This is a genomic window from Allobosea sp. GW821-FHT10B12 (genome assembly GCF_059415545.1).
Map to the genome: position 1 here is coordinate 57,365 of NZ_JBWKNL010000001.1, position 14,074 is coordinate 71,438.

Here is a 14,074-nt window from a genome sequence, read left to right on the forward strand (position 1 = left end):
TTTTTTCTGGCACCGTCGATGGCGGATTTACAACAATTCGAAGCGCCCGGCGTGCCTCCTCGCCGTCGAAGGCTGCCGCCCGTTCAGGCAGCAGACCTCCGAAAAGCCGGGTTCTCGGCAGCATGGCTTGGAAACGCGGTCCTTCGACCGCATAGGGTTTCCAAGACGAGCGCGCCTGTCCAGGCTCACCGAAGGTGGCCCCGTCATGGACGGGGCACTTGATTCAGCGCGAGGGCGGCACTGGCCGCCCGGTGATATTGATGGTCAAGTTCCATGCCGAGGAACCGCCGTCCGACGTTCCTCGCAGCCAGCAGAGACGATCCGGACCCGGCGAACGGGTCGAGCACCAGCCCGCCGTCTGGCGCAAACGCCCGGACCAGCGACTCCAGTACCGCCACCGGCTTTTGGGTCGGGTGGAGCTTGTTACCGGTGTAGATCCAGTCGAAAACATCCGGCAGCACCGTGTCCGGCAGCGCAGCGTTGCCCTTGGCGAGCAGGAACGCCTGCTCGTGCTGGTGTGCGAGGTAGCGCCGCGATGACGCGTAGCGTTTGCGGAACACGATATGTCCGACAACCCGGAACCCGGCTGATTTCCAGGCGGACATGAAGATGTCGATGCTGTTCCAGCCGTAGAAGCTGATGCAGAAGCTGCCGTCCTTCAGGACGCGGTACATTTCCGCGAATGCGGGCTCGACCCAGCGGCTGTTGTCGTCGTTGACGATACGGCGCCCACTTCGGTCGCGGTAGCGAACCAAATAGGGCGGGTCGGTCAGGATCATGTCCACCGACTCGTCCGGCAGGCGCCGCATCAGTTTGATGCAGTCGCCGTGCTGGAGGGTGCCGAAGGCGGCGCTCATCGCGCCGCCTCCTGTTCGGCTTTCGCTTTGCGGATCACCAGGCGTCCGGTGATGGGCATCGCGACGAGCTGGAGGTTGAACCCCTCGCCGTCCTCGTGCGCCCAGGCGCTGCCGATTTTCGTCCAGAACGAGGTTTGGCCTTCGCCCTCGACGACATAGACGAAATGGCTCGGGCGGGTGGTTTTGGTTGTGCGTTTCATTGTGAGGTCTCCCGTTGTTGTCCGGCCCCGTCATTGCGGCCGGTCGGGAGTTTTTGGGCGACGGGGCCCTGAGCTTTTGGGCGCCCCCGCGTCACCGGCCACACGGGAGCGTCAGCGAATGGAGCGGGCAGCCGATTGACCGGGGCAGGACTTGGCGCATCTCCCGATCGACTCCGGCCGCGACGGGACCGCCTACGGAGAGACCTCAAAACGCACCCCACCCTCCCCGAGCCTCCGACCACATGTCGAGGCCAAAAACCTGGTCTGGACGGTGCCCTGAGCCATCGGGGACGGGTTCGACCACGCTGCGCGGAACTGCCCCGCGCGCGGCTGAACCAGAGGCCAACATCCGAACAGGGACGGGGTTGCGGGGCTGGCCCCGCTGGGCTGCCCGAAAAGGCGGCCCTGGCTGAGGGGTCGGGGAGCCGGCCGGAGGCTCCCCGCGACCGTCGCGAGGTTCAATACCGTGGCGCGGTCGTCGCAGGGCAGAAGGTTCGGCCCTGTCACTGTCGGCCATTCGCTGACAGTGACAGGGCAACGTGCAGACCTCGTCAGATCAGGTGAACCAATCCAGCGCTGATGCAACGATAAAGTCTTTACAACTATAAGTTGTAAAGACTAGTATCACCCGACAAGTGCCGCACGTCCGGTCTGTCGATATTCATCCGAACCATCTCGGTCACAGTACGCTGTGGCGACAACCTTGGAGATCCATCCATGAAACACAGTGAAACCATATCTACCGCCACCGCGCGGTACCCTCCCGGCTGCGTCGACCCCACGGGCACGGCACCGGGTGAACCCACATGGGACAACCATCAAGGAGTCGTAGCTCGCGAACTAATCTGATTCACCTTCGCCCTTCGGCGATCACCTTATGGAGGCCGACGCGCCGAATGCGCGCATGATGCGAACATAGCTTTCGGGCCGTCAGCGTGATCCGTCACGCCTTCCCGCCGTCCTTCGGGACCGGGATGGGCCACAAACACTCACCAAACCTAACGACCTCGCCATTTGAACAGCCTCGAGTTCTCGATCAGGCAGCTTACGCACCACAACCGGGACGGAAGCTTTGCAACGCAGACCAACCGGCATCGGGGTCTGTTCGCGATGGCGGGGCAGCTTTACGATCTCGGCTACGAGCTGAAGGCGATCCAGAATCTCAAGCCGCGCCATGTTGAGGCGCTGGTCGCCCTCTGGAAGCAGGACGCCATCAGCGACGAGACCATCCGCAACCGGCTCGGCTGGTTACGCTGGGCGGCGACGCACAGCGGCAAGCCCGGCCTGATCCCCAAGGACAACGCCGCGTTCGGCCTACGGGAACGCACGCCCTACCAGGGCAACAAGGCGCGCCGCGCCGATGCCGAAACCCTCGCCAAGGTATCCGATCCGGGCATCCGCCTAGCCCTGCGGCTGCAAGCCGCTTTCGGCCTGCGCCGGGAGGAAGCCCTGAAGTTTCGGTCCAGCTACGCCGACAAAGGCGACCGCCTGGTGCTTAAGGCGAGCTGGTGCAAGGGCGGACGCCCGCGCGAAATTCCGGTCACGCATCCGCGCCAGCGCGAACTTCTCGATGAAATCGCCCACACCACCCACGGCGGGTCACTGATCCCGTCCGACAAGACGTTCGTCGCCCATTTACAGACCTACAAGGCCATGACCCGCGCCGCCGGTCTCGGCCAAGCCCACGGGCTGCGGCATGCCTATTCGCAGTGGCGATATCGCGTACTGGCGGGCTGGGAATGCCCGGCCAACGGCGGCGCAGCCGCCGAGGCCATGACCGCCCTTGAGCGGAAAATCGACAAGCGCGCCCGCCTTCAGATCAGCCGCGAGCTGGGCCACGGCCGAATCGACGTTACCGATACCTATCTCGGTCGCAGGTGGGCAGGCGGGCGTTACAGAAAAGCCTCCGCATGACCTGGGGCCAGCGACTGCTGCGCATCGCCGAGCACGCGGTGGAAGAGCTGGCCCGCCAAGAGTTTTCCGCACAGCGCATCCTCGATCTCGCCTACGAGGCTGCCGCGCAGGGCTACCGGCAGGTGTCCATCGAGCCGTCACGCCCCGTCGATCTCCGGCAGACCGAAACGTTCAGGGAGACCTCCGCCCAACTCCTGAAGCAGCGGCTCAAGCTCGACTGGAGCATCCGTTCCGACCGCTCGGGCCGGAATATCTATCCGGTCCTCACGATCAGTTGGGAGTTTGCCGATTCCGCTGGCATGCCGTTCACCTACCGGCGATGACGGTCACGTTCCGGCTCGTCGCGATCCTGCTGCGGTTCCGGCTGCTCCCGAAGCCAGTCCAACCGGTCATCAGCGCTTTCCCGCTCCAAGGCGACGGCAGGCTCGACGGGAGTACGGTCCTGCAACCAATCCAAGCGGTCCTCCTGGGGAGCAAGCCGGTACGCGAGAGCGTCCCTGCCCGAGACCTCGATCCGCGCCTGCCGCAACGCGGCCTCCTCGGCCGCGTGCCGATCGCCGGTAGGGGCCTCTGGTTCGCGGGGTGCGGGGCCGTGCATGTCATCCAGCATGCGATCTTCGGCCTGTTCCAGCTCGATGGCAGGGACCGGGTTGCCGTTCGGGTCGGGCACCGGCAGCAAGCGCTCCTGCTCGGCCACATGGTCGCGCCATTTATCCGCCAGGCGTCGATCTTCGGCGGCTTCCTCTCGAGCGATGGCAAACTCCGTTTCGCAGCGGAGCACCACCTCTTCCACTCGATCCCATTCGAGTGTACCGGAAGGCAATTCCGATTGCCGTAGCTCCTGCAGGGTTGCCTTCAACTCCGCCCATGCCGAGGCCCGTTCGCGCTCCTCAGGACGCGGGTTTTCCGGCTGGCGCTCGCCCGCGCCGAAACAGCGCCGATCCACCTCGCGCCAGAACGCCCGAAACTCGTCACGTTCGGCCGGAGAGAGACCTCCCGGCGCCTCCCGGCTTTCCGGCGGCCAGTCCGCACGTGCCGCCAGCAACGCAAAACGTTCGCGCGTGTCCCCTTCGGCCAGCAGTTCCCGCCGCGCCTCCAGAATGTCGTGCTGAACCGGTCCCATGCGCTGCGCCTCCCTGCGCTGCTCGCGTCTGGCCTTGGGGTCCGGGCCGCGATGCTGGCCCGGTGTCTTGGCTATGCCGCGCGCGGCATAGCTGCGTGCGTCCAGAGTAACCGCCGATCCCACCTTAGCGAGGGCCGCATTGGCGATCCGCTCCCACCGCGCCCGCGCATCCCGCACGAAGGCGAGGCCATCGGCCTCGCGGAGTTTCGGCCCGAAGCCGTCGCCGATGATCGCCCGCGTCGTGAGCATCAAATGGGTGTGCGGGTTGTGGGCGGTGTCATCGTCATGGATGGCGAGATCCACCACATGACCACGATCCGTATAGGCGTCGGCCATCTCGCGGGCGACCTCCAGCCACATCGGCCTCGGAAGGGCGCGCGGGATGGAGAACTCGATCTCCTTTGCGAGACGCGCATCGGCTCGCTTTTCGGCAGCCTCCACCGCGTTCCAGAGCGCGGCCCGGTCGCCCATCCATGCCGGGGCTCCGATAGGCAGCCTGATCTCGGCATAACGGACATCACGCCTGCCGCCGAAAGCGCTCTCGGCTTCCTCCTGCTCATTGGGAAGCGTCTCACCGGCGCGATAGGCCGCGCTGGCAACCGCGCTGCGCCCGTCCCGGCGCGAGAGGTTTTTTACGTGCAGATGGTACACCCGCCCCCGCCGTCCGAATTGCCCCGGCTCCGCGAGGGGGCACGGGGTTTCCAAAGGGGCTCTGCCCCTTGGCGCACTCGCCGTTTCCGTCCAACGCGGCACGCGTTGGTCCCGGAAACGAGCAGCTTTGCCTCGACGCTCGCGAATGCGTACGCGTCGGGCAATGCGTAAGTGCGCTGTTACATCTGACCCAGCTTGATCTTTTTTCGTGCCTTTGCAAGTGTTTGCAACTGGGGGATGAGAGCATGACCAAGGGTCCGTTCGATTTTTCGGGTATGTCTCAACTTGGAGGCGGGCTAAGCACCGCCACCGTCGTCAAAACGACACTCAAGCTGACCCGTGATTGGAAGGCCAAGAAGGCCTATGAGGCGACCCTAGAGAAGTTTGATCATGAGACTGCCGAGGCTGTCGCTGCGGCAGTCCGCGCCGGTCGTCGGCCCGACGCGATCCTGGAGCGCGCGGCCCGCCGGAAAGAGGAGCAGGAGGAGCGGGCAACGCTGTTGGCCTCGCCGCCTCCCCTGCACGGCTCGGCGCGCTGGGCGCAGCCGCCCGACCTCGGGACGGCGCTCCGCGACCGCAGCGCGTTCGACGACCCGCGCTCGATCCTGCTCGGCACAGTGCCGCGTGAAGGCGACACCGGCGCCGAGGGCTACCTGCATTGGGACGGCGACGGCCATCTGATGACGCTCGCGCCGACGCGAACGGGGAAGTCCGTCACGACAATCGTGCCGAACCTGCTCCGCTATAAGGGCTCCTGCGTGGTGCTCGACCCGAAAGGCGAGCTGTACGCGCTGACCTCGAAGTGGCGATCATCGCTCGGCCCGATTTACCGGATTGCGCCGTTTGATGACGGCACCAATCCCGAGAAGGCGGGATACCCCCGGCATGGGTTCAATCCCCTCGCCCATATCCGCTCCCAGGCCGATGCACGGGCGCTGGCGGAGCTGATGTTCCCGCGCGATCCTCGCGCCCAGGCGTTCTTCAACAACGACGCGGTGACGTTCCTCACGGCCATTCTGCTGTTCGTTCTCACCGCCGCACCGCCCCATCGCCGGAACATCGGCACGCTCCGGCAGATGACTGCCAAGCCTACGGAGGTGTTCAGGCGCGAGGTGGTCCACCGCATGCAGCAGTCGCCGCACCTGGCCGTCAGCGAGGCGGCGAACAACGTGCTGGGCAAATCCCTCGGCGTCGGCCTTCCCAATCTCAGGGATACCCTGAACAGCGAGCTGGGCTTATGGAGCGACCCGGCGCTGGTGCGCGCCACGGACGTCAACGACGTCGATTTCGCCCAACTGAAGGATCAGACCGCGACGGTCTACCTCACGGTTCCGTTTGCCCTCATGAAGCCCTATGCGCCGTTCCTGAAAGTCGTACTCCGGGCTGCGCTGGACGCCATGCTGCAGAATCCGAAGGTTCCCGACATCCCGGTCCTGTTCGTCCTGGATGAGTTCCTGTCGCTGGGGCCGTTCCAGGAGTTCCGGGATGCCATCCGCACCCATGCGGGCGCGGGGGTCCGCCTCTGGTTCTTCCTGCAAGACCTCGGCACCTTGCAGGAGTCCTATCCCGGCACCGGCTGGTGGCCGTTCTTCAACTGCTCGGTGAAGCAGTATTTTGGGACGGATGATGTCTTCACGAGCGAGATGATTGGTCGGGATATCGGCAGCCAGACCGTCGCCCACCGCTCCGTCAGCAACTCGGCCAACATGTCGGCCAACATCGGCGCCGATGGCGGATCGACCGGATTGAACCTGTCCTCGGGGGAGAGCGTCAACTTGTACGGTCGGCCCCTGCTCACCCCGGATGAGGTGATGGCCGAGCTGTCGCCGTGGCTCCCGGATAAGACCCGCCGCGCCATCGTGAAAATGCGGGAGCCGGGCCGCCCGGTCAGGACACGGCTGGTTCCCTACGACCAAAGCGCGCGCTGCATGGAACGCATCGGCGCCTACATTCCCTAACGGCCAGAGCGGATAGCATTCATGAGCAGTTTGCCGCAGGTTATTGATTACAAAAGACTCCGAAACTCGACATTCCCGACCTGGGCCGGTCTCGTCGGCGGCAGCTGGCTGGGGCTGGCCTGGAGCGGCCTCGTCACCCTGCCGGTAGGTGTCGGCGCCGTCATCTGGGGCGGATCAGCATTTGGAGGATTTCTCGCAGTGCCGCTATGGGGCACGGTCTGGGGCCTGGCGGGTCTCAGCCGAGCACGCGAGTCCGGCGTCAAAACCAACGGCGTGACCCTGCTCGGGCCAGATCATCCGCTTACGCAGATCACCCATCGCCTGTGTGACCGCATGGGCATGCAGGCAAAACCGTGGGTCGGGACCATGGCGGAAGCCAACGCGTACGCAATCGGCTCCAAACCTGAAAAGTCGTTGGTGGTCATCGGAACGCCGCTGCTCGACCGCCTCACCCCCATGGAGCTGGCCGCCATCATCGGCCACGAGCTGGGACACATCGCCAACAACGACATGCGGCGCATGGGCTTCGCCCGCTCATTCCAGAATGCCCTGGTGTGGTTCCTGATGGCCGAGCGGTTCAAGGCGTTCGGCCGCTGGGTGCTGACCTGGGGCTCGGAGTTGGCGGTCCTCCGGCTATCCCGTAAACGGGAGTATTGGGCCGATGCCATCGGCGCGGCGCTGACCACCAAGGAGGCCATGATCGGCGCGCTGGAGAAGATCCATGCGACCGAGGAAGAGCTGGACTATTTCGAGCGCCAGCACGCCCGCATCATGTTCAGGGGCTTTGCCGGAACATCGATGCTCTCGACCCATCCGACCTGTGACGAGCGGGTCGCGGCGGTTCGCGATGAGGTCTACCTGCGGCGTTTGCCGCTTCTCACAAGAGACGCTTTCCAGCACCCAACGACGGAAGCTGTCGCGTCGTCCTCCCCGGCCTCGGCAAGCCCGGCAGCAAGCGATCTGGCATACTAAAAAATCGACGCCTGGGCGCCATCCGTGCCGAGATTCAGAATGATTCGAGGTTTTCGCCGCCAGCGCGCCGAATATCGATGCAATCTGTGCAGAGCCTAAGCGAAGGCACTCCCGGCATTGCTTCGCCACTGTTCAACAAACGATAGTCGCTGGCGGGGTCCCCACATGACGAGCAAATATCGACAGAACCCATACGTTCAATCCACATGCGGGCGAGATGGCCAAGCCTGGGTTCGACGCGATCGACGATCGAAAACCACTGTTCGGAATGCGGTGTGATGCGCTCAAGGTGTAGTTCCACATCGTCGGGAAAGTGGCGCTTTAGCCAGGCAAGCGCGACGTCACCTCGGAGCTGATCGTTGCGCACCAATCGCTCATAGAGATCAACAAGCTGCGCGGTGGTGCGTCGTCTTTGGGCCTGTAGTGCCGCCTGATAGTGTATCAGATTGACTGCGAAACGTGAGCCGCCAGTATAGAATTCGCTGATTGTGCTGATGCAATAAGCCCGAAAGTCCTCGATTGTCGAGTCGTCCGTAATCGTCTCCATCTCGTTGAGATCATAGTGCCAAGGGTTGATCGCAAAATTATATTTCCATAGATCGAGATAACCGGAATCCCGGTAAACTTGCGCAATCAGGTCATCCCACTCCGGGTGCTGTTGCACGAGACGGTCCAGATCGGTGAAATTCTCCACTGAGCGGTCCAGCTTTCGTGCGGCATCAAGCACGACATTTTGGGCCTCTTGCGTCGCGGCAATGGGATTTGGTCGCGCCTCCCATGCGGCCAGTTCAGCCTCGGAAACGAACTCGGTCATGTCGGCGAGTTCGACTAGCAGGGTACTGAGCCGGAGCTCTTCCGGAGTGCAGTAATCAGGGTCAGGCACGAGGTCCACGCCACTGCTTGCGAAGGCGCGGGCAACAAGCCTTGAGCAGAAAAGCTGCCGCGTCCGGGGCTTTGGACCGCCAAGAACTGATCGCGCCGCTTCAATCTTCGAATACCGCGTACCGATCTCGGCCCTGGCAAAATCGATGATGGTGCCCAACCGAACACCGCTTAGCGGCTGGCGAAGCCGAAGAACAACGACTGTGTCCTCCGGCCCATAAAGCTCGCGCTGAATATTGTGGGCTTGGACGCCAAAGTCGGTGGAGTCGATGGTCGAGCCGTGCTGCACGCAGATCATCGCATGTGACACAATTCCTTTGCTTGCCCGACGGACCAGCTTGCTGGTCATTCCGGTGGTGGCTGTGAACACGATATCGCCCGGCCGAAGGAGGTCGACCTTGATACGCCGCATAGGCCGGGCTGTGATCATGCAGGCGTATATCTCCTTCTTGGCGGTGTAACGCTCAGATTCGTAGATCATTCCTCCGGAAAGAGGATCGCCTCATAATCCTGGGCACCATGGAGAACGTGAAGCACCTCCACGGCGTCTCCGCCGATCCGGTAGAAAATCAGGTAGTTACCGTAAACGCGTCGGCGCACGCCGGACGCTTCCCAATCCGGTAAAAGCGGAAAGGCTCGGGGCATGTTCCCGAGCCGCTGGCAGCGGTCATACAACTCCGCGACGAAGGTCTCCGCGCGGGCCGGACTGTCCTGCCGGATGGCCTGTCCGATGCGGATGAGGTCAGCGAGCGCCGCCTCGGTGACGACGACCCGCACTATTCGGCGCTTTCCTCGGACAGCTTCAATTCTGCCCGGAGGCGTCGGAAGGCTTCATCGACCGGCATGGCGCGCCCTGCCTCGGCGTCGGCGATTCCACGGGCAAGCGCGGCGTCGAGCGCCTTCAGCTTCGCGGCACGCTCGCTTTCCTTGAGATAGCGCTCGCGCACGAGGTCGCGGACATATTCGCTATTGGATGCAAACGCCCCCCGCTTGGCCTCGTCACGAACGAACTGTTCGAGTTCCGGGGTGAGCGTCAGCGTCATTTGGCCTTGTGGCTTCATAACTAGCCCTCCTTAATTTCTTAAAGTGTCCCACAACCTGAGAGAAGTGTAAAACACTTTCGATATATGGAGCCCGACACAAGCCTGGCTGCCGCCAGACTGACAGGGATTCCGGCAGATTGGTCCCTGGATGTGCTGATTTCTGGAAAATTTGGTGCGGGCGGGGGGAATCGAACCCCCACGGGCCGAAGGCCCTACGGATTTTCTTACCACTACGGCTTTCGCCGCCGTCCCGAGGGACGTTTGGGGTCTGGACTATCCCTTCACCGTAGCTTTCGCCTTAGGTGCTGCCCGTCTAGTCTCTACACCTTCCCCCGAACCTTTCGGTTTGGGGGCTTGGCTCGGGATTGCCATTTGACAGGGTTCCCCGAGTTTGGGCAGTTCTACATCCGGGATTTCCCCCGGAGCACTCAATCGCTTAAGTCCGATGCGTCTACCAATTTCGCCACGCCCGCGTGACGATTCCCTGTATAGCGGCGCAGAGGTCTCCGGCCAAGCGAAATCGCCCAAATAATAACACTAAAGTATATCGACCGATAACTTATCGAAACTTATCCAACGGCGCCAACATACTGGCATCTTCATGCTGGTTAGCGCTATTGCGGCGTTCACCGCGTTTAACTCATGACCGGCTTCCCGGTCGTTAGTCGTAGCCGTCTCAGTGCTCTCCAGTTCTGGAGCGCGACCGCCAGGGCTGTTCGTGACGGGCAGAGCCCCTTCCCCGCGTACCGGACCTCTCAGTCCGCCAATTCCGGGCTCAGCACCTTCGCTGCGGCCTTTTTTGAGGGTTTCTTCCTCATGATGTTCAGGCTCTCAGCGTCGATGCTGTTGGCGATGTGCGAGGCATAGTATTTTTCGATCATCTCGACGCTCGTCCGGCAATTTTTGGCGACCTGCCAGACGTTAGCCCCCTCCATGATGCGCAAGCAGATATAGGTATGGCGAAGGCTGTAGGAGGACCGCCGCTGGCCTTCGCGGTCGAACTTCATGCCCTCCTCTTCCAGGATGGTGTTGAACAGCTCGTTATGCGTCTGCGGGAAAATCGGGTCCGTGGGCTTGGGGCTGTTCCGCTTGCGAAGGCGCTGAAACGGGAACACGGCTGACGGCATACTCTTGCAGTAGCCGACCCCGCGTTTACCGCGAACTTCGATCACCAGGATGTTTTCGCCCGTTGCGGCATCCTTGGTGACAGTGACATCGCGATATTCCAGGCGGTAAGCCTCATCCGGCCTCAGGCCGGTGTTCGCCATGAACAACACGAAATCGTGCAACTGCTCATAGTGCCACTTATACCGGTTGTTCTTCGGGTTCTGGATGCGAGCGCGGGTCGCCTGATAGAGTTTCTTATACTCCTCGGGGGAGAACCAGGCCCGGTGGCTGATCTTTGAGGGCGCCCGGAACGGATCGGACAAGTCCGGCAGACTGTCCAGCCAGCGGTGCCGCACAGCCGTTTTCAGGATCTGACGCAGCAGGACGATTTCCTGGTGAAGGGTGTTCCTCGCGAGGATCGCTCCGCGAGCGGCTTTCGACTGCTCGGCCCGATGCAGCCGGTATTCCTGCACCACGCCAGGGCTGATTTCCTTCAACCGCAGTTTTCCGAAGAACGGGGTCAGGTGCAGCCGCAAGCGTCGGCGGTTGTGTTCGACGTAAAGGGGATTGCGCACGCCTTCGGCCCGAACCTCAATCTCGCGCATGAGCTGATTGGAGGCGTCCGTAAAACTCTTCCCGGTCGGCGGCCCTGAGCCGCGCTCCGCAAGCACGCTGCGCGGTACACCCTCCGATCGCTTTCCTACCAGCGTGAGAAACCAGTCTTCGGCCACGTCCTTGGCTTGGGCCAGGCTCTCTTGCCGGGTGCTCGCTCGGGCCTGCTTGCCGTCGATGGAAGCGGAACAGTGCCAGGTGGCTCCGCTGCGCCGGTAAACCTGAACTTTGCCTCCCAGGATTGTATGCCGTTCCACCGGTCAGCCTCCTGTTTTTGTGCTAGCGATGTGCTAGCGTTTTTGGGTCCTTACTCTCCCTTCATAATGCCATAAGTAGCTGCAAAATCAACATAAATTATCATGGAACCGGCAAAGCGTTATGCTTTTAAGTGCCTTGCGTCTACCAGTTTCGCCACGTCCGCGCGGCGAGACTGGTTAGCGATAGGAGCGCCCGGCGACAAGCGCCGGTTGCTCAGCTGTCCTCAGCGCCGATGCGCCGGCTTGTACCATTCGACGCCGTCGGGATCGACATAGAGCCCGGGCGCGACATCGGAGCCGATCTTCTTCTGCTCCATCGGCACGCGCACCGTGTCGTCGCGGTCGCCACGGCGGATATAGGGGCCACTCGCCTGCTGGCTGTGCTGGCCGCGCCCGCCGCCATCGCCGCCGCCCATCACCGCCCGGCGACCGGCGACCTTGTCGTCGAGCGCCGCGACCTGGCGCGCCGAGAAGGCGACCTTGGCCGTGCCCTCGATGATCGGCAGCGCCTTGCCGGAAGCCCCCTCGCCGGTGACGCGGATGCCGACGAAACGCGGCACATAGGTGGCGCCGCCACCGCCGCGCGCCAGCGCGTCCCAGCCGCCGGTGGTCGAGACCTGGGCGCCGCAGCGCTTATGGGCCCGCTCGCAGGCGCTGCGCGAGGCATAGCGCGGCGCCTTCTGCTCGAATTCGGCGCGGGCGTTGCGGTAGGCGTGCTCGCATTGCTCGGCCGAGAGCTTGCCGGCCTCGATGCATTCGTCGCGGCGGACATAGGTCTGGCCGGTCGCCTGGGCGGCGAGATCGGCAGGCGTCAGGGCGATCCCGGCGACGGCGAAGGCGGCCACGCGGACGAAAGCGAGGGGAAGAAGCGTGATCATGCGGCTTCCCTGATCATGCGATTGTGGCGTCACAGCAGCGGCCTCATCGTGATGGCGAGCTCGCGCGTGCCACCATAATCGATTTTGCCGTTGCCGAGCACCGGAATCGAGCCGGTGACCAGGATCGCCTTGGGCAGCCATAATTCCGGGAAACCCTGGCGCTTGGCCTCGTCCTGCAGCGCTTTCTTCTCGGCATCGGGCTTTTCGGTGACGAGGACGAGCTGCTCGCCCTTGCGCACATCCGGCAGCGCCACGACCACGTGATTGTGACCGGGCCAGAGCCCCGCGATCATCGATTCGACCGCCGCCAGCGAGACCATCTCGCCGCCGAGCTTGGCGAAGCGCCGCGCCCGGCCCTTGATCGTGATGAAGCCGTCATCGATCGCAACGATGTCGCCGGTGTCGTGCCAGCCGCCCTCCGGCGGCACGATCGCGCCGGGATTGTCGGCGTTGAGATAGCCGAGCATCACGTTCGGCCCTTTGACGCAGAGCTTGCCACCTTCGTGGATGCCCTCGACCGGTTCGAGCTTCGCCGTGATGCCGGGCAGGAGCCGCCCGACGCTGCCCTCCTTTGTCGCGACCGGCGTATTGCAGGCCAGTACCGGCGAGCATTCGGTGCAGCCATAGCCTTCGAGGATGGTGGTGCCATAGGGCTGCCACATCCGCCGCGTCTCCGGCTTCACCCGCTCGGCCCCGGCGACGACATAGCGGACGCTCTTGAGATCGCCCTCATCGGCAGCGCGGGCATAGCCCTGAAGGAAGGTGTCGGTGGCGAACAGGAAGGTCGCGCCCGTCTCGCCGATCAGCTTCGGCACCTGCTTGTAGTGCAGCGGGCTCGGATAGAGCACGACCTTCATGCCATGGGTCAGCGGCATCAGCAGCGCCGCCGTCAGCCCGAAGGAGTGGAAGGCCGGCAGCGGGTTCATGACGATGTCGCGCTCGGAGAGGAAGCCGGCGGCGAGCTCGAAGATCTGGCGGGCGTTGGAGACGAGGTTGGCATGGCTCAGCACCACGCCCTTCGGCTTGCCCTCGGTGCCCGAGGTGAAGAGCACGACGGCCGGATCGTCGGGCCGTGCGGCATGGCGGCGAAGGGCCAGCCCGGGCGCTAGCGAGGCGAGCGCGCCGAGCGCCTTGTCGAGGCTGGTCAAGTCCTTGCGGATATCTTCGAGGTAGATCACCCGCCGTCCGGGAGCGAGCGCGTCAATGATGTCGTCGAGCTTGGCCTGGTCGATGAAGCGCCGCGAGGTGACGATGGTCGAGATCGGCCCGATCTCGCAGGCGGCGGTGAGGTTCTTCAGCCCGGCGGTGAAGTTGAGCAGCGCCGGCACGCGGCCATAGGCCGAGAGCCCGAACAGCGTCACCGCCATGCCCTGCACGTTCGGCAGCATCAGCCCGACCGTCTCGCCGGGCCTGGTCAGCGCCGCGAGCTTGCGGCCGAGCACCAGCGCGCCCAGTACCAGGCTGCCATAGCTGAGCGGCTTGCGTTCCGGATCCTCCAGCGCGACTCTGGCTCTGCCATGCTTGCCGGCGGCGGCCAGCAGCGCCTGGAACAAGGTCGCCCGGGCGGCTTCGGCGTCGAAGGGTTGTGCCGGCAGTTCGATCGCGGCCATTCGGCTCGTG

The 14,074-nt window shown here is 63.7% G+C and carries 13 protein-coding genes; 4 read left to right on the forward strand and 9 right to left on the reverse strand.

Annotated elements, in window-relative coordinates; genetic code table 11:
• Window positions 1-203: 203 nt before the first annotated feature.
• Together AC07O0_RS00275 and AC07O0_RS00280 are read right to left on the reverse strand one after the other, a co-directional pair.
• On the reverse strand, window positions 204-857 hold the full coding sequence (locus tag AC07O0_RS00275) for a DNA methyltransferase (RefSeq protein ID WP_494619092.1): 654 nt from the start codon (window positions 855-857) through the stop codon (window positions 204-206).
• Complete coding sequence (locus tag AC07O0_RS00280; protein WP_494619093.1) at window positions 854-1,057, reverse strand: hypothetical protein; 204 nt, start codon at window positions 1,055-1,057, stop codon at window positions 854-856. Before AC07O0_RS00280 ends, AC07O0_RS00275 begins: the two co-directional genes overlap by 4 nt.
• 1,014 nt (window positions 1,058-2,071) lie before the next feature.
• Between AC07O0_RS00280 and AC07O0_RS00285 the strand changes: the two genes are divergently transcribed.
• Together AC07O0_RS00285 and AC07O0_RS00290 are read left to right on the forward strand one after the other, a co-directional pair.
• Window positions 2,072-2,971 carry a phage integrase N-terminal domain-containing protein gene (locus tag AC07O0_RS00285; protein ID WP_494619095.1) on the forward strand — a complete coding sequence of 300 codons (900 nt, stop codon included), beginning with the start codon at window positions 2,072-2,074 and terminating at the stop codon, window positions 2,969-2,971.
• Window positions 2,968-3,294 carry a hypothetical protein gene (locus AC07O0_RS00290; protein ID WP_494619096.1) on the forward strand — a complete coding sequence of 109 codons (327 nt, stop codon included), beginning with the start codon at window positions 2,968-2,970 and terminating at the stop codon, window positions 3,292-3,294. The genes AC07O0_RS00285 and AC07O0_RS00290 overlap by 4 nt, the downstream gene beginning before the upstream one ends.
• On the opposite strand, the gene AC07O0_RS00295 is transcribed toward AC07O0_RS00290, so the two are convergent.
• Window positions 3,282-4,745: a MobA/MobL family protein gene (locus tag AC07O0_RS00295; protein ID WP_494619097.1), complete on the reverse strand. Its 1,464-nt coding sequence runs from the start codon at window positions 4,743-4,745 to the stop codon at window positions 3,282-3,284. The genes AC07O0_RS00290 and AC07O0_RS00295 overlap by 13 nt on opposite strands.
• A 245-nt stretch (window positions 4,746-4,990) precedes the next feature.
• On the opposite strand from AC07O0_RS00295, the gene AC07O0_RS00300 reads away from it, so the two are divergent.
• On the forward strand, window positions 4,991-6,703 hold the full coding sequence (locus AC07O0_RS00300; RefSeq protein WP_494619098.1) for a type IV secretory system conjugative DNA transfer family protein: 1,713 nt from the start codon (window positions 4,991-4,993) through the stop codon (window positions 6,701-6,703).
• Between the two features lie 21 nt (window positions 6,704-6,724).
• A complete protein-coding gene (locus tag AC07O0_RS00305) occupies window positions 6,725-7,675 on the forward strand; it encodes a M48 family metalloprotease (RefSeq protein WP_494619100.1) in 951 nt (316 codons plus the stop codon).
• A 34-nt stretch (window positions 7,676-7,709) separates the two neighbouring features.
• Here AC07O0_RS00305 and AC07O0_RS00310 read toward each other — a convergent pair whose 3' ends face one another.
• The 6 genes from AC07O0_RS00310 to AC07O0_RS00335 form a co-directional block, all read right to left on the reverse strand.
• Window positions 7,710-9,038 (reverse strand): YiiX/YebB-like N1pC/P60 family cysteine hydrolase, encoded by a 1,329-nt coding sequence (locus AC07O0_RS00310; protein WP_494619101.1) that lies wholly within the window; start codon window positions 9,036-9,038, stop codon window positions 7,710-7,712.
• Window positions 9,035-9,334 carry a type II toxin-antitoxin system RelE/ParE family toxin gene (locus AC07O0_RS00315; RefSeq protein WP_494619102.1) on the reverse strand — a complete coding sequence of 100 codons (300 nt, stop codon included), beginning with the start codon at window positions 9,332-9,334 and terminating at the stop codon, window positions 9,035-9,037. The genes AC07O0_RS00310 and AC07O0_RS00315 overlap by 4 nt, the downstream gene beginning before the upstream one ends.
• Window positions 9,334-9,600: a type II toxin-antitoxin system ParD family antitoxin gene (locus AC07O0_RS00320; protein WP_494619104.1), complete on the reverse strand. Its 267-nt coding sequence runs from the start codon at window positions 9,598-9,600 to the stop codon at window positions 9,334-9,336. Before AC07O0_RS00320 ends, AC07O0_RS00315 begins: the two co-directional genes overlap by 1 nt.
• Window positions 9,601-10,355: 755 nt before the next feature.
• Complete coding sequence (locus AC07O0_RS00325; protein ID WP_494619105.1) at window positions 10,356-11,576, reverse strand: tyrosine-type recombinase/integrase; 1,221 nt, start codon at window positions 11,574-11,576, stop codon at window positions 10,356-10,358.
• 224 nt (window positions 11,577-11,800) lie between these two features.
• A complete protein-coding gene (locus tag AC07O0_RS00330) occupies window positions 11,801-12,454 on the reverse strand; it encodes a DUF1190 domain-containing protein (protein WP_494619107.1) in 654 nt (217 codons plus the stop codon).
• A 29-nt stretch (window positions 12,455-12,483) separates the two neighbouring features.
• Complete coding sequence (locus AC07O0_RS00335) at window positions 12,484-14,064, reverse strand: AMP-binding protein (RefSeq protein ID WP_494619109.1); 1,581 nt, start codon at window positions 14,062-14,064, stop codon at window positions 12,484-12,486.
• Window positions 14,065-14,074 lie beyond the last annotated feature (10 nt).